Source organism: Streptomyces sp. NPDC090032, assembly GCF_044748025.1.
In the GTDB taxonomy this organism is placed as follows: Bacteria; Actinomycetota; Actinomycetes; order Streptomycetales; family Streptomycetaceae; genus Streptomyces.
This window is the reverse complement of record NZ_JBIVFF010000028.1, coordinates 24762-39818: the sequence shown is the minus strand read 5'-3', so window position 1 is coordinate 39818 and position 15057 is coordinate 24762. Positions and strand designations below refer to the sequence as shown.

General features: G+C 68.3%; 12 protein-coding genes and 1 pseudogene. 8 read left to right on the top strand and 5 right to left on the bottom strand.

The window, feature by feature from the left end:
* The first annotated feature begins 377 nt into the window (after positions 1–377).
* On the top strand, positions 378–677 hold the full coding sequence (locus ACIPWY_RS39625; protein ID WP_362910777.1) for a DUF4259 domain-containing protein: 300 nt from the start codon (positions 378–380) through the stop codon (positions 675–677).
* Between the two features lie 301 nt (positions 678–978).
* Here ACIPWY_RS39625 and ACIPWY_RS39620 read toward each other — a convergent pair whose 3' ends face one another.
* Positions 979–2100 carry a PP2C family protein-serine/threonine phosphatase gene (locus tag ACIPWY_RS39620; RefSeq protein ID WP_393706196.1) on the bottom strand — a complete coding sequence of 374 codons (1122 nt, stop codon included), beginning with the start codon at positions 2098–2100 and terminating at the stop codon, positions 979–981.
* A 332-nt stretch (positions 2101–2432) separates the two neighbouring features.
* Between ACIPWY_RS39620 and ACIPWY_RS39615 the strand changes: the two genes are divergently transcribed.
* The 5 genes from ACIPWY_RS39615 to ACIPWY_RS39595 all read left to right on the top strand — a co-directional run bounded on the left by ACIPWY_RS39615 (position 2433) and on the right by ACIPWY_RS39595 (position 10505).
* Positions 2433–3479 carry a helix-turn-helix domain-containing protein gene (locus ACIPWY_RS39615; protein ID WP_393706197.1) on the top strand — a complete coding sequence of 349 codons (1047 nt, stop codon included), beginning with the start codon at positions 2433–2435 and terminating at the stop codon, positions 3477–3479.
* The gene (locus ACIPWY_RS39610) at positions 3457–3621 is read left to right on the top strand and encodes a hypothetical protein (RefSeq protein ID WP_401537007.1); all 165 of its coding nucleotides are present in this window, start codon (positions 3457–3459) and stop codon (positions 3619–3621) included. The genes ACIPWY_RS39615 and ACIPWY_RS39610 overlap by 23 nt, the downstream gene beginning before the upstream one ends.
* A 126-nt stretch (positions 3622–3747) precedes the next feature.
* Positions 3748–7134, top strand: a complete 3387-nt coding sequence (locus tag ACIPWY_RS39605) for a S8 family peptidase (protein ID WP_401537005.1) — start codon at positions 3748–3750, stop codon at positions 7132–7134.
* A 979-nt stretch (positions 7135–8113) separates the two neighbouring features.
* Positions 8114–8947 (top strand): PIG-L family deacetylase, encoded by an 834-nt coding sequence (locus ACIPWY_RS39600; RefSeq protein ID WP_393706200.1) that lies wholly within the window; start codon positions 8114–8116, stop codon positions 8945–8947.
* Between the two features lie 748 nt (positions 8948–9695).
* Positions 9696–10505 carry a hypothetical protein gene (locus ACIPWY_RS39595; RefSeq protein ID WP_393706201.1) on the top strand — a complete coding sequence of 270 codons (810 nt, stop codon included), beginning with the start codon at positions 9696–9698 and terminating at the stop codon, positions 10503–10505.
* Between the two features lie 270 nt (positions 10506–10775).
* On the opposite strand, the gene ACIPWY_RS39590 is transcribed toward ACIPWY_RS39595, so the two are convergent.
* On the bottom strand, positions 10776–11354 hold the full coding sequence (locus ACIPWY_RS39590; RefSeq protein WP_401537002.1) for a DUF397 domain-containing protein: 579 nt from the start codon (positions 11352–11354) through the stop codon (positions 10776–10778).
* A 516-nt stretch (positions 11355–11870) separates the two neighbouring features.
* Between ACIPWY_RS39590 and ACIPWY_RS39585 the strand changes: the two genes are divergently transcribed.
* Positions 11871–12020, top strand: a complete 150-nt coding sequence (locus ACIPWY_RS39585) for a hypothetical protein (RefSeq protein WP_401537000.1) — start codon at positions 11871–11873, stop codon at positions 12018–12020.
* A 217-nt stretch (positions 12021–12237) separates the two neighbouring features.
* On the opposite strand, the gene ACIPWY_RS39580 is transcribed toward ACIPWY_RS39585, so the two are convergent.
* The 3 genes and pseudogenes from ACIPWY_RS39580 to ACIPWY_RS39570 form a co-directional block, all read right to left on the bottom strand.
* Complete coding sequence (locus ACIPWY_RS39580) at positions 12238–12648, bottom strand: hypothetical protein (RefSeq protein WP_401536998.1); 411 nt, start codon at positions 12646–12648, stop codon at positions 12238–12240.
* A 162-nt stretch (positions 12649–12810) separates the two neighbouring features.
* Positions 12811–13185, bottom strand: coding sequence for a hypothetical protein (locus tag ACIPWY_RS39575; protein WP_401537010.1), 375 nt, complete (start codon positions 13183–13185; stop codon positions 12811–12813).
* 798 nt (positions 13186–13983) lie between these two features.
* Positions 13984–14190: pseudogene (locus ACIPWY_RS39570) on the bottom strand (class I SAM-dependent methyltransferase); the annotation flags it as partial.
* Positions 14191–14382: 192 nt separating this feature from the next.
* Between ACIPWY_RS39570 and ACIPWY_RS39565 the strand changes: the two are divergent.
* Positions 14383–14574 (top strand): hypothetical protein, encoded by a 192-nt coding sequence (locus ACIPWY_RS39565; RefSeq protein WP_401536996.1) that lies wholly within the window; start codon positions 14383–14385, stop codon positions 14572–14574.
* Positions 14575–15057: the final 483 nt, after the last annotated feature.

Sequence of the window (15057 nt, the reverse complement as noted above, 5' to 3'; positions counted from 1 at the left end):
GGTGCCCGATCGTCGGCGAAGGCACGCACCGCTGCGGCCATACGGCCCAGCCGAAGCCCCCGGGCGTGTGGCGGGGCCCTTGCAACGCCCGCTCCATCGAGCCCCTCCGTGCCATCGAGCCCCTGAGCCGTCGCCCCCGCGCCCGCGGGGATGGTCCCGCCGGCGAAGCCGGCCGAGGGCTGCGCTGCTCGTACCGAGCGGTCGATGAGGAGGAGGGATCGACGCGAGGCACATCGGTCTGGCCATGAACCTGGAGCGGGTGCGTCTCGCCTTGACCGCCTTTCAACTGCGGGGTTCCGAGCCCATCGTGGCAGCGGTGCAGAAGGTCACCGACGTGCTCTTTGGCCACGCTCACGACTGTGTGAACACCCTGGCGGCTGTCACCTACGGCAGGGACAGATTCGGCTCTCAACTCGTTCGTTGCCGTCCCGGTCTCTGCTGACGGTCTTCGGCTGCTTGCGGTCGAGGCGCTCGGCCGGGTGGTTGCCGGGGCGTCGGAACTCGCCGAGCTCTGGGACGAAACAGCCGATGATCCGAAGTGGCGGCAGAGCATCAGCTGTATTCGTGCTGTCCTGGCACCCGGGCCCGCGCCTCAGGAATACCCGCTGTTCGATCTCTCACCGGACGACTCAGCGTACCGGTCACGGAAGTTGAGACAGAAGAATCTTCAGCAGTGAATGAGGCCAACATGCCTGCGGTGTCGCTTCGTCCTTCGTCCCTCCTCGGATCCGGGTGTCGTCGTACCGGCCGAAGAGGCTGTCGTACGCGAGGAGACGCCCGCGCCGATCGATGAGATCGCAGACGCATGCACGGCCGGCGTCGGCCGGACGAGCGTTGTCGATTCCGTGCTCTGCGGGCGGGTGTGGGTGATGTGCGTGGCGCTCGGCGGGCAGTTCGTCGTACTCGACGCGGGGCGTGTGGGCTGACCTGTGGGTGGCGTGTATGACGCGCGGTCGCGTGTTGTGTGGCGTGACCTGTTCAACGGACGGGTGACCGCCGGACGGACAGGATGGCGACGTCGTCGTGCTGACCTCGCTCTCCGGCGTACGCGTTTGCGTCGTCGAAGAGGGCGTGGGGCAGGTCGGTGGGGGAGAGGGACACCCGTTCGGTGAGGCGTTCGGTGACGGGGTAGAACGTGCCGTCGGGGCCGCGGGTTTCAGTGAGTCCGTCGGTGGTCAGCAGCAGTGTTGCCCCGGCTGGGAAGGTGAACCAGTCGACGGTCGCTGGTTCGGTGGCGAGTTCTGCGAGACCGAGGGGAACGCCGGAGTCGAGGGCGGGTGTGCTGATGGTGGCGTTGTGCAGCACGTGGGGTGCGATGTGTCCGCAGTTGATGACTTGTACGTCATCGTGTGCGTCGATGTTGAGGATGAGTGCGGTGACGAACCGTTCGTCGTCGCCGGTCTGTGCGGCGTAGGAGTTGTGCCGTACGACAGAGGCGTCGAGTGCGTCGACGAGCGCGGTCAGGGTTGTCTCCCGGTGGGCCGCTTCCCGGAATGCGCCGATGACTGCGAACGCGGCACCGACTGCGGGCAGGCCTTTGCCCTGGACATCGCCGATCAGGACCCGGGTTCCCCAGGGGGACTCGACGACGTCGTAGATGTCGCCGCCGACGAGCCGGTCCTCCTGCACGGGCTCGTACGCGCCGTCGACCAGGACATCGTCGGTGAGCACGGGCAGCGGGCGCAGGATGTGGCGCTGTATCGCCGCGGCGGTGGAGCGGAGCCGCAGCATCTCGTCCTCGCGGCGGATACGTCGGTGACAGGCGTAGACGGAACCCACGCCGAGGGCGAGGGTGAGGAGCATCATGAGGCTCCTGTCGAGCCACGACCGTCCGTCACCGTGCCGGAGCAGCACGATGACGACGACCACAAGCGCGATCCACGCAGCCACGAACTTCGTCTGGCGCACGCTGCACAGCGCGGACGCAGCCGCCGGCAGGAATACAAGGAGCCCGAGAAGCCACACCGGGGACTCGGACAGGGCGCCGAGGAGCAGCATCAGGAAGGTCACCGACGCGACGCCGATCACGACCTCGACGTTGCGCGGTGGTTCGATGCTCTCGAAGGGGCGCGCGAAACGTTTCGGGTGTTTTTGCGGCACGGAACCTCCCGAGCAGGTGGTGTACTCCCCGTACGGTAGGCAGGCCCGGGCGTGGGTGAGCCGCGCCCCGCCGGTCGATGCCTTCGTGCGGTGACCGGCGTGATCCGTGATCCGTGATCCGGGATCCGGGATCCGGGTGAGTGGGCCGTGCGGGGCCCACTCCTGGGCCGGGCGACTCGGATGCGTCCACAACAGGCACCGGACAGTGGCGACTTCCTGACAGTGGGATAATGTCCGGCCGCGAAGAGTCTGCTCGGTCCGGCCGCGAAGAGTCTGCTCGGTCCACCCGAGCCGTGCCAAGGCCGGACAGCGGCCGTCCGAGGAGGAGCTTGATGCTGCAGGCATGGGGATTGGGCCCGGACGAAGAGGCCGTCTACACCGCACTTCTGGCTCGTCCCACTGCCTCCGTGCAGGAACTCGTCCGGCAGACCGGACTTGAGACGGCCGAGACCACCCGCATCCTGCTCGACCTGACGACACGTGGTCTGGTCGCGGTCACCACCGAGGCCGGGAGCGAGGTGTCCGACCCGGCCGACTGCGTGTCCGGCAGCCGGCCCGCTCGCTACCGGCTCACACCACCCTCGGTGGCCCTGGCTCCGATGCTCGTCGAGCAGCGCAACGCACTGCACCGGGCCGAGACGGCGTTCTCGATGCTGACCGAGCAGTACCGCAGTACCGCCGCGCACCCTGCGGGCAGCGTCGTGGAGGTGGTTGTCGGCGTGGAGCAGGTGGCGCACCGGTTCCACCAACTGCAGCGCGGCGCCCAGCGGGAGTTGCTCGTCTTCCTCGTCGGCGCTCCCACCGCGGTGCCGCGCGACGACGCCGACGTGTCGGAGAGCTACGCCCTGGACCGCGGAGTCGACTTCCGTGTTGTTGCTGTCAAGGACTATCTCGACGGCCCCGACATGGCGCGGGACGTGAAAGCCGGGATCGCTGCGGGCCTCGAGGTCCGCCTCGCCGACTCGTTGCCGCTGAAGATGGTCGTGTCGGACCGGGAGCGTGCCATGGTGCCACTCGAGATGACGGACGCGGGCGGTGAGCCGAGCGCCATCGTGGTGCACCGCAGCGGTCTGCTGACGGCCTTGGTCCATCTCTTCGAGAGGGAATGGGCCCAGGCCCGGCCCCTGTACGCCACCACCACGGGTGTGCGGGCGCAGCCGGCGAACGATCAGCAGCCGACCGAGGGGGAACTGGAGGTCCTCGCCCTCCTGCTGGCAGGGATCTCCGACCGGCGTGTGGCCTCCCAACTCGGCCTTTCCATACGCACCGTGGAGCGACGGACCCGCCGTCTCATGGACCTTGCCGGAGCGGACTCGCGCCTGCAACTGGGGTGGCACGCGGCACATGCGGGCTGGCTTGGACGCCCTGACCGGCCCTGAGAGCCTCGCCGATCTCGCCGATCTCGCCGATCTCGCCGATCTCGCCGATCTCGTCGACCTCGTTCTGATCTCGTCGATCTCGATCCGGCCGAGGCTGCAGCGTGCGGCCCAGGTCGTTTCCACCGGGCTGAGGAACTCGTAGATGTGACCGTGTGTCGGAAAACCGACATGCGGGAAACCCGTCATGCGCGGCATCACTCCACGATCTGGATGTCTGCCAGGCTGCAGCGGCAGCACGGCATGTTCACGGTTTCGAGTGGGGAGATCCATGCGCTCCATAACGCGTATAGCCATGGGCGCGGCTACCGCCGCCCTGGCCGTCACGGCGCTCGCGCCTTCCGGGGCAGCGGATACGCCGCCTGACGGTGCCTCGGGGGAAAGACCCGTCATCGGCAGCGGGGCCGGGGCGACGGGCGGCAAGCAGACGACGCTCACGCTCGTCACCGGCGACAAGGTGGTGGTGACCACCGACAGGTCGGGTCACAGCTCCGCGGCCGTGCTGCCCCGCGAGGACGGTACGCAGCCGATGGTGCAGACGTACCAGCTGGGCAAGGACCTCTATGTCTATCCCGAGGGTGCCTCCGAGGCGATCGCCGAGGGCAAGGTCGACGAGGAGCTGTTCAACGTCACCGGGCTCATCCGCCAGGGATACGACGACGCACACACCGACTCGCTGCCGCTCATCGCCACCTACCGCAACAGTGTGGACGTCGCGAAAAGCGCGCCGGCGGCCCCTCGTGGTTCCGAGCGGGGCCTGAGCCTCCCGGCGGTGGACGGTGTCGCGCTCAAGGCGGGCAAGGACACCGCCGCCACGTTCTGGCGGGACATCACCGACACCCGCTCACGTGCTGCCTCCCCGCTGAAGAAGCTGTGGCTGGACGGCAGGGCCGAGGCCACGCTGGACCGTTCCACCGCGCAGGTGCACGCGCCGCAGGCCTGGGCAGCCGGCTATGAGGGCAAGGGCACCAAGGTCGCCGTGCTGGACACCGGGGTGGACGCCGAGCACCCGGACCTGGTGAACCGGGTCGCCGCGTCCAAGAACTTCACGGACTCCAAGACCACCGACGACAGGGTGGGCCACGGCACCCACACCGCCTCCACGGCCGGCGGGTCCGGAGCGGCCAGTGGCGGCCGCAAGAAGGGCGTCGCCCCCGGTACCTCCCTGCTCATCGGCAAGGTCCTCAACGACCAGGGCTACGGCCAGGACTCCTGGATCATCGCCGGTATGCAGTGGGCCGTCGACCAGCAGGCCGATGTCGTCTCCATGAGCCTGGGCAACCCCACGATCGGCGACTGCGCCGACCCGATGGCGCAGGCCACGCAGCAGCTCTCACAGAACACCCATACTCTGTTCGTCGTTGCCGCCGGCAATGCCGGCTCGGCCACGGAGACCGTCTCCTCGCCCGGCTGTGTGCCCGGCGTGCTCACCGTCGGTGCCGTCGACCGTGACGACACCACCGCGTCGTTCTCGAGCCGCGGTCCCGTGGCCGTCACCCACACCCTCAAGCCCGAGATCGCCGCTCCCGGCGTCGACATCTCGGCCGCCAGCGCGGGTGGCCGCGGCGTCTACGCCTACCGCACGATGTCCGGCACCTCCATGGCCACCCCGCATGTGGCGGGGGCCGCGGCCGTCGTGCGCCAGGCCCACCCGGACTGGACCGCGCAGCAGATCAAGGCCGCCCTGGTCTCCTCGGCCCGCACCTCAGACAAGGTCGCCGGCGCCGACCAGATCGGTGGTGGCGTCCTCGACGTGTTCGGCGCGGTGAACCAGAAGGTGCTTGCCGCGCCCGCCGTGCAGGCCGGCAGCTACAACTGGCCGCAGGACGCCTCGGACCGCACCACCGTGCAGGTGCCCTTCACCAACACCGGCAAGAGCGACCTCACCCTGAGCCTGAAGGTCAGTGGTGTGCACGGCAACGACGGCAGCGAGGTCCGCTCCAACATCGTCAAGCCGGCCAAGGACAAGGTGAAGATCCCCGCGGGCGCCACCGCTCAGGTGCCGCTGCGGATCGACCCCACCGCCCGTCTGACGGACGCCCAGTACGGTGCGGTCACCGGCAGGATCCTCGCAACCGGCGGCGATGTGCACGTCTCCGTGCCCGTCACGCTCTACGTCCAGCCGCAGACCCTCACGCTCCGGGTGAAGGCCATCGACCGTGACGGCAAGCCCGCAACCGGCTCTTCCTCCCTCGACCTCGTCAGCCTCGACACGGACAAGGGCGAGCGCCGCACCAACGGGGGTGCGACCGACCAGACGTACAGCGTGCGCCCGGGCGACTACTCCCTCAGTAGCTTCGTGACGACGTACAACGCGGACAACGCGCTCGAGTCGGCCAGCTACCTTGCGAACCCGCAGCTGCGGATCACCCATGACACCACCGTCGTCCTCGACGCCCGCAAGGCCCATCAGGTGAGCGTGAAGACGGACCGCCCCTCGACGGTGACCAACACGACGCTCAGCTACGCCCGCACGTGGGACGACACCTGGGAGATCTCCGGGTCGCTCACGGCCGACAAGACGGTCCAGAAGTTCTACGCGGACATCGACGCACGCGCCGGGAACGGCACCTTCGAGTTCCGGCCCACCTGGCGCGCCTACGGCTCCGAGGACGGCTCGCCGTACGTCTACAACCTCTCGTTCCCGACCCGGGGCCCGCTGCACTCCGACCAGGTCTACAAGCCCAAGGACTCCAAGCTGGCCCAGGTCACCGAAACATGGCACGCCGTGGGCAAGGAGGCCGACTACATCGACGCGATGTTCGTCCGCCCCGCCGGTGGCAGCGGCGCCTACATCCCCGTGAGCCCGTTCGGCACGGTCCACGTACCTGGCACCCGCACCGCCTACTACACGACCGGCGACGACGCCTGGTACCACGGCGCGATGACCAGCTTCCCCTTCGCCGCGTTCATGAACGACCAGGAGCGCACCTACCGGGCCGGGGAGCGGCGTACCGAGAAGTGGTACGGCGGCGCCCTGCGGCCGGCCGCGCCGCGCGACGCCGACGGCAAGCTGATGCTGACCGCCGAGCGGCAGGGCGACCTGATCGGCTTCCAGAACGCGCTCTGGGTCGACGGTTCGGGTGACCACTGGTCCTACGGCGGGTCGTTCGGCGATCTCGGCAACCTGGCGCTGAAGCGCAACGGTGAGCCCATCGGCAGCAGCTACGACCCCTTCGGCGTGTTCGAGGTGCCGGACGAGGACTCCGCGTACGAGCTCACCCAGAACCTGTCCAAGATTCCCACCTCGGACCGGAACTGGCTGCGCTCCATGGATATCACCACCACCTGGAGCTTCCGCTCCCACCGGGAGCCGGACGTCTACTCGCGCGGCCTGCCGATCCTCTCCCCGGCGTACGACCTGCCGGTGGACGGCCTGAACACCCTGCCCGCGCATGGCGGCATCAAGGTCGGCCTGTCGGTCGAGGGCCACGCCGGGTACACCCCGGGCGCGATCACCAAGGCCTCGCTGTCCTACTCCTACGACGGCGGCACCACCTGGATCCAGGCACCGACCCAGAAGAAGGACGGCAAGTGGACGGCCGTCCTCGACCACACCGGTGCGACCGGCAAGCAGGTCATGACGAAGGCCGAGTTCACCGACGCCAACGGCAATGCGGTCACCCAGACCGTCACCCGGGCCTACGACGTTCGCTGACCACGCGGTCCCCCCGCCGGTACCCGTACAGCTCGTGTGAGCCGTACGGGTACCGGCGGCGCGCGCCGGCAAACAGTGTTCCGAGGGTTGAGACTGGTGGACTCGCATGCTGAGGTGTCGCGTCTTCCCCGGTGCGCCTGAGACGCTTCGACCTGGGATTCGTGAGAGCAAGAGCCTTCGGCAGCCGTGTCGATTACCTGCGATTACTCAGCCATGCGAAGACCACTGCGCGCCAGGTCGGCCACACCATCACCGAACGCACCCTGAAACGCTGGCCGCCGAGCGGCAGGGGGTCGAAGAAGAGCCTTGCCCAACTGGAGGCTGCCTACCTGCAGGTACGCCGCCACAGCGTCGCCCGCCACCTGCTGCAACGCCTAAACAGGGGCGGCCGCGGCACCCGCGCGAGTTCCATCCCCTCAGCCAGTCCCGGGTGAGCCGGCCACACCACGGTGCCGTTACCCGCACCTTCAAGCCCGAGATTGCCGCTCCCGGTGTCGACATCCCGGCCGCCATGGACGATGCCGCCGACGCGGGCGCTGGTTCGACGGCATCGCCATCGATCCCGGATTCGGTTACGGCGTCTATAAGTACGTCGCCGTCATCGGCTTCGCTGCCTGACGAGATCCCGTGGGGCTTGTCGAGTCTTCCTGCCGGGCCCTCATGCGCCCTCATGCCAGGTTCCGGACCGAAGCCGGATGAGGCAGGGCATCGGTATGAGGCAGGGCATCGAGGTGTTCAGGCCGTGCCCGCGCCCTGTTCGTGTTCAAGAAGGGGCCGGTACTCGTAAACCGGGCGCGTGGTCCGGGAACACCTGGTCCGGGTGGCGTGGTTGCAGCGAGGGAGGGGCCGGCGTCGCACAGAGAGGGAAGGAACAGGGAGACCGTCAGGCTGTCCGCTCCGCCGGGGTCCGGCCCCGGTAATGCGAGTACGCCCGCCGCGTACTCGAACCCGATCGTATCTTTGCAGGAGGATCCTTTTCATGACTGACCGGCCGCTGACGCTCATGGCAGTGCATGCCCATCCCGACGATGAGGCCACCAGTACCGGGGGAGTCCTTGCACGGTACGCGGCGGAGGGCATCCGCACGGTTCTGGTGACGTGTACCGACGGTGGTTGCGGTGACGGACCGGAGGGTGTCAAGCCGGGCGATCCCGGGCACGACCCGGTGGCCGTCGCCTTGATGCGCCGTCAGGAACTTGAGGCGAGCTGTGACGTCTTGAAGGTCAGCGACCTGGAGATGCTGGATTATGCGGACTCCGGGATGACGGGCTGGCCGAGCAACGACGCCCCCGGATCGTTCTGGCAGACGCCCGTGCAGGAAGGCGCCGCCCGGCTCGCGGAACTCATGCGCCGCTACCGGCCCGATGTCGTCGTCACCTACGACGAGAACGGCTTCTACGGCCACCCCGACCACATTCAGGCTCACCGCATAACGATGGCGGCAGTGGAAATGACCGAGCTGACACCGAAGGTGTACTGGACGACGATGCCTCGCTCGGGAATGCAGCGGTTCGGCGAGATCATTCGCGAGTTTCATCCGGACATGCCGGAGCCGGATCCTGCTGAGGCGGCCGCGATGGCCGAGATCGGCCTCCCCGACGACGAGATCACCACCTGGGTGGACACCACCGCGTTCAGCGGACAGAAGTTCGACGCGCTGGCCGCGCACGCCAGTCAGGGCGAGAACATCTTCTTCCTCAAGATGGGCAAGGAGAGGTTCGGCGAGTTCATGGGCACGGAGACCTTCGTACGGGTCCAGGACACCACCGGCGCGACCGTGCCGGAGAACGACCTCTTCGCCGGACTACGCTGATCTGCCCGTCTGCCCGTCTGCCCGTCTGCCCGTCTGCCCGTCTGCCCGTCTGCCCGTCTGCCCGTCTGCCCGTCTGCCCGTCCGCCCGCCCGTCCGCCCGTCCGCCCGTCCGCCCGCAGGGTCCCGGGAACACTCATCGGCCGTGCGGCGCGATCCGAGCGGGCACACACCCGCAGACCCGTCCACGCGCGCGCCGCTCCGGCAGCGCCCGCGCCCGCTGTCCGAGTCCAGGCCCTCGCCCGGCGGCGTCGACGCATGCCCGCATGGCCTACCCGGCCGACGATGCCCCCCGGGGGGTGCAGTGGTCAGGCAGCCGGCCCTGCCGCGCCGGGGGTCTGCTCGCCTCAGCTGCTGCAATGAAGAGGACTCTCCTCTACCCCGACAAGAAGGGCGTCGCCTGCTTCGACCTGCTTGAATGGTGATTCCCCTTCCCAGTTCGGCCAGTTCGGCCAGGACGGTCTCGACGTGCCCAAGGGCTCTCGCGTGGGAACCCGTGCGGCTTTGCTGGGATTCAGGTCCGTCGTCCTGGGGATCCTGCAAGACCCGCCACACAGGGCGGTGTTCAACGTGGGGTGGTATCTGACGGCTTGTGCCAACGGCTCCCGATGCTGACTGCCCAGGCGTTGGCCGATGGGCAGGAGCTGGCGACGGCCCGGGTTAGGTCTGAGCCCCGGTCCCCTCCGGCATGCATTGACCAGCGGGTTGGTGTGGCTGAGAGTGGCGCTACTGATCGACTGGGGCGGGAAGCATGACACACGACGAATACGCCGACCACTGCGAGGAGCTCTTCGCGGTGGGCGGATTCTCTGAGGTTCGGAAGGTGGCCGAATCCGGCCTGGAGGAACTCGGACCCGATCCGGTGCTGTACCGGTGGCTTGGCCTCGCACACGCGGCGGAGGACGAGGACGACCACGATGCCGAAGCGGAGAAGGCCTACGGGACCGGGCTCGCACAGTGGCCGGACGACCTCGGACTGCTCGTCTCCTACCTGGAGCTGTGCCTGCGTGCCGACGAGTGGACATACCCCGGGCGCAGCGGTCGAGCGAGCCTGCTCAAGGAGCGGATCGCCGCGCTGGCTCCGGCGGGGTCGCCAGAGGCGGCACGAGTGGAGGACGCGCTCGGCTGGGCCGGCCGTGGTTACTGGCAGGACGTGCGGGAGAGGACGGCCACCGCGCGGGCCGAGCGGGCGATGCTGATATCTCACAGCACCGATGTCGCCGAAGCGCTGGAACAGGGCGGCCAGGCGCTCGCGCATCCCGAGGACCTGCGGGCAGCCGAGGTGGCGGCCGCGCTGGAACTGCTGGCCGGCCCGTGGCGGGCCCCGCTCCGACTCATGGTCCGCCACCGGGTGGCCGCGTACGGCGTCGCCTTTGTGCTGGCCCTCGCTACCAACAAGGCACTGGTTCTGAACGGGACCGTTGTCTACAGCGTGTGGGGCTGGATCTGGTTCGCGCCCCTCCTGCTGGTCGACTCGAAGCTCAAGCAGGCCCGGCGGCTGGCCCGGCAGCGGGTGATCGCTGCGATGGAGGCCCGGCACGCCGAGACTGCCGCGGGCTAGGTTCCAGCAACGGACGCCGCAGCTTCTCGTGTGCGACGTCTCCGTGCGTCAGCTCGATGCACGGGCTCGAAAGAACCGCCCGGGCAGGGACAGCCATCCAGCACTCCCGGCCGACTTGGGTTCGCCGGCCAGGAAGGCAGGACGGCCGCGTTCGCCGGCAAACGCGTCGGTTGGATGACGACAGACAGGAACTGGCGACAGCAGAAGCAGACACCTCTGCTTTGTCGGAAGCCGAGCGTGAACTCGAAGAACAGAAAGCTGCTGCCCTCTTCACTGAGATTGAAGAGGGCAGCAGCTCTGCGTGGGGATCAGGTAGACGGGAGTTCGCGGTCCTTGATGCTCGTGATGAATCGCGTCCAGGCCTGCAGTTGGAAGAGGGCCACTGGTCTTTTCTGTCAGGGACAGCTTGCTGTCCCTGACAGGGACGACACGGGGCACACGGGCTGACTCCAGGCAGTTGTCGCCGCTGGAGTATGGGGACTTGAACCAGGGGCCGCGGCCGCATCGAAGTGCGGGTGCTGCATCGAAGTGCGGGTGCTGCGAAGCACCACCCCTTCTCTTGCAGCACGTTCCAGGACCAAAGCGGGGCAAGAACCGCGCCGCATGTACCGTGACCTCGACTTTGGCGCTGCAGGCCTGGTGTCCGGGGGTGTTCGGGGAGGGAGGGAGGCGGCTGTAGTGGGTGGGTGAGGCGGGGGGCTCGGTAGTGGGCCGGGCGCGGGTGGGTGGTTCTGTGGATGCCGTGGACCGGGCTCGGCGGGGCCCGCCCGCGGGGACGGGCGGTGCAACTTGTGGGGTCTGCTCGAGTTCCCGGGTGCGTCTTCTGGAGTGGAGTCTCGTGCGTGGCACGAGTGATCCCTCGACCGGCTGTCGAGGGTTGTCGCCGGTGAGTGGCCCGATTGCCAGAGGGCTTCACCTTCGGAGCGGATGTTGTGCGAGGAGGGCAGGAGTCCCGGCCTGGTCAGCCGGCCGAGTGGTTCGCTCTTGGTTCGCTCAGCTGGTGGGGTGTGTGCCCGCGCAGGTGTGTGAGGAGATCCCGCTCGGTGGTGCCGGTGCCGTCGGGGTGGTTCCTTGCGGCCCGCGCGAGCCGGTGACGGTGAGTTCGCGGTTGAATCCGGCCGCGCTGGTGGCGAAACTCGGATGCCATCAGCTTGACCCCGGGGCAGGACACGACAGCGCGCTGTATGGAACTGCTCGCCCTCGACGAGGGTTACGACCTGCTGTGCCTTGTTCAAGGGATCGCTGTGGAGGGCCTGAACGAGCTGAGCGAGGAGGCCGTGTGGTTCGTCCGGGAGATGCCGCGCGTTCCCTTGGGGAACTGTAGGGGCCGGCAACGACGGCAACACCGCACGCTTGGCTGCGCCGGTGGTCGCCGTACAGTCGTCGTTCGACGGGCGCGAGGCCGTCGTCCAGCGCGTGCAGCGGGACATCGAATGCCACGTTCCTCTTCTCTTCGGCGAAGACAGCGTGTGGGTGGTCTCGTTCGAGGAGATCGCCATGGGCATGTGGAGCTGATACGTCTGCCAGGCGCACAACATGACGGTGGGTCCACGTGGACTGTGCTCTCGTCGAGCCGGCCGCCGATCAGCGACCGGCGTCGCTCCTGCTGACCGGCTTGTGGTGCGCCGGAGGAGAACCTGTACCCGGTTCGGCGGCGTGGACGTATCCAATGCGCTGGGGGAGGGCGTTGCTGGTGGGGTTGGCAGGGGGGTGCGGCTGCGCTGAGGGGATGTCACGAGGAAACGGCGTGGCACTTCAGCTCTGTTGTGTTGGCGTCGGTGAGGCAGACGTCCACGGCTGTGGCTGCGCCTGGTTGGTCTGCCGGCACACTGAAGCTGAATGACTTGGTGTTGCCACAGGCGATGTCACCGGAGCGCTTGCTGCTGATCGGGCCGGCGGCGTTGACGGTTGTTGCCTGGGTTGTCCGGCACGTCAGATTGCCGGCCGCGCTGGCCGACTTGTGGACTCCCTCGACGAGAACCGAGCGTTTGTAGAAGGTGACCGTGCCATCGGTCCATGTGTTACCCACGGCTACGTGGAAGGGCTTGGCCGGGGTGACCTGCGCCTGGGCAGCGGGAGCGCCTGCCGGAGCGGTTGCCGCCGGTACGACGGTGCCGATGGTTGCAGCGAGGTGTGTGCGCATGAGACCTCCAGGGTCTGAGCCGGTGCCTGTCTGCCTCTCCCGGGGTCGGCAGCCCCCATGGCGTCGGACCTTTGGGGCGTTCTGGCTGTTGTGGAAGGGGAGTTGCAGGCTGTCGGGCACCGCTGCGCCCCGGGGATCATCAGGGGCGCAGCGTGTCCGGGACTAGAAGGGGGCGTCGTCCCAGCAGGTCATGGCGACCCAGCCCCACTGTCCGGCGAAGGTCTTGACCTTGATCCAGCCGTTTGCGCGGTTGTATCCGCATCCTTTGTAGGGGTCACCTACGACGGTGCTGTTCGGGGAGCAGACACGGTTCTGGTCGTTCGGCACTGCTTCCAGGATCCGGGCGTTGTTCTTCGCGAATTCCCTGATCTGGCCCCAGGTGCTGATGGGTGTCACCATCCCTGTTGCGCAGCCGTCCGTGAATGAGGCGGACGTGGCGGAGTGATCAGCGGCGTTTGCGGCGCCCGGGATGGCAAGGCTGATGGCTGCGGCGGCCGCCAGCGATGCGACTGTCCTTGATCGCAGAGACTTTTTCACAGGTTCCTCCTTTTGTTTCAGCTCGTGCGTTCGACGCTGGAGTCTGCTGCAGGGTTGGGTGTCAGATTCGGTCATGCGGCCTGGAGGGCCAGGACGGTCAGGACGGACCAGGTGGTCATGGGCCGGCGGGCCGGCCTTCTTGACCCTGCCGCGCTCCGTGCCGAGCATGCTCCCCCTGCGGTTGTCCTGGCAGATCCGCCACGCGGTCCGGTCAGTGATGCAGGTCCCACCCAGCGGGTTTCGTCGGCCGGGAAACGGTAGCCGAACTCCCCATCCCCGCGGGGGTGTCGGACAATGCGTTCGCGCGGGCCTCGGCCTCGAGCCCGGCACCGGTGACCGGCCTCTCCAGCCGGCGGCGGGAGGGCTGTCGGGCGAGCTGGAGGACCTGGCGCGTGACCGCGTGGCGGATCCCCGTTCCCGGCGGGCTCTCCCACGAGCGGGTAGATCCTTTCCCGGCAGAGGGGCCTGGGACAGACAGGCCTCGGCCTGGCGCAGGATCTCGTTCTTCTCCTCCAGCAGGTTGATCCGCAGGGCGGGCTTCCCGCAGCTCCGCGCATGTCGGCCTTGCCCGATCGGACGTATCCGTAGACGGCGTCGTCTGCGGCGCCGGGGTTGATGACGAGGGTGTTCTCGTCGCCGACCGGCTTCTTCGGGGTCTGCTGCCTGCTCGTCTCGGTGCCCTTCCACGCCGTGTACTGGCGGTGTACTGGCGGTGTGCGGTGTGCGGCGTCGTGGGGCTTCGGTGAGGAGGGCTCGTTTTTTGTCTTGCTGGGAGGCTGGATGGTCGATCTCCCGCACATCGGTTCGCGCCAGTTGGGGCAGATGCCACGCACGCGTGTCCAGACCGGCTCCGAGGATCACGAGCCGGCGGGGTACGCAGGCGCACAGGGCCTTATCGATCGCGACGGTCCGCGCCACCATGACCTCGGCGCACGCTCGTACGCTCTCGTACTCCGTGCGCGCCGGCCGGCCTTGCGGCGGCACTCCCGTCCGCACCGCGTCCACGGGGGTGTGTTCCTCGGCGCGCAGCAGCCGCACCGCCACCGGATCCGAGAACCGGCCGGCAGGCGATGCTCCCGTCGGCTGCTGCCCGCCCCTGGCAGACCAGCACCGCCGTCCGACTCGCCGCACGCTCACTCTCGTTCACGGGTCCCTGTTCAACACGACCCGCTGGACCGGGGGACAGGCATGTTTGTGATGGCCCGTCTCATGCTGTGCGGCCGGTGGGCGGCGCATCTGGAGGCCCGCGCGCTCAGCGGCTTGATGGTGCGCAGCATCGAAGCGGTCCTGGTGATGGCGCACCGGCGGGGGACGGGTGCCCGTGGCCTGGTCAGCGCACGCGCCGTGTCCGGGCGCGTCGTGTGTATCCAGTCGTGCTCCCGGCCGTGAACGGCGCCGGGTTCTCCCGTGTGCTTCGCCGGTGTTGTGCTTGGGCGCCTTCGTGCCGTGAACGGCGGGAGTGGGGCGTTCGCGGCGGCCCTGGGACAACACTCGACGCGCAGGTCCCCTCCCGTCGCGGCCTGGCCCTTTACACTTTCGCCGTCACATAGCGTGAGGAATGATGTGAGAAGAGTGATTGAAGTGCTGCGTAGCCCGCGGCGCCCCCTTGTGCTCGGCACGGTGCTGACCGTCGCGCTTGCCGCACAGTCAGCTCTGATCGTCGCCCAGCAAGTGCAGATCGACGACCTGCGGATGCAGCCCGTGGACGTGCAGGCGAACGTTGAGCCTGGTCCTTCAGGGCCGTCCGGTCCCCCTGGTCCCTCTGGCCCCGGTGGTCCTATCGGCCCGGCAGGCAAGGACGGCACGGACGGGAAGGACGGCAGGGACGGCACGAACGGCAGGGACGGCACGAGCGGGAAGGACGGCAAGGAT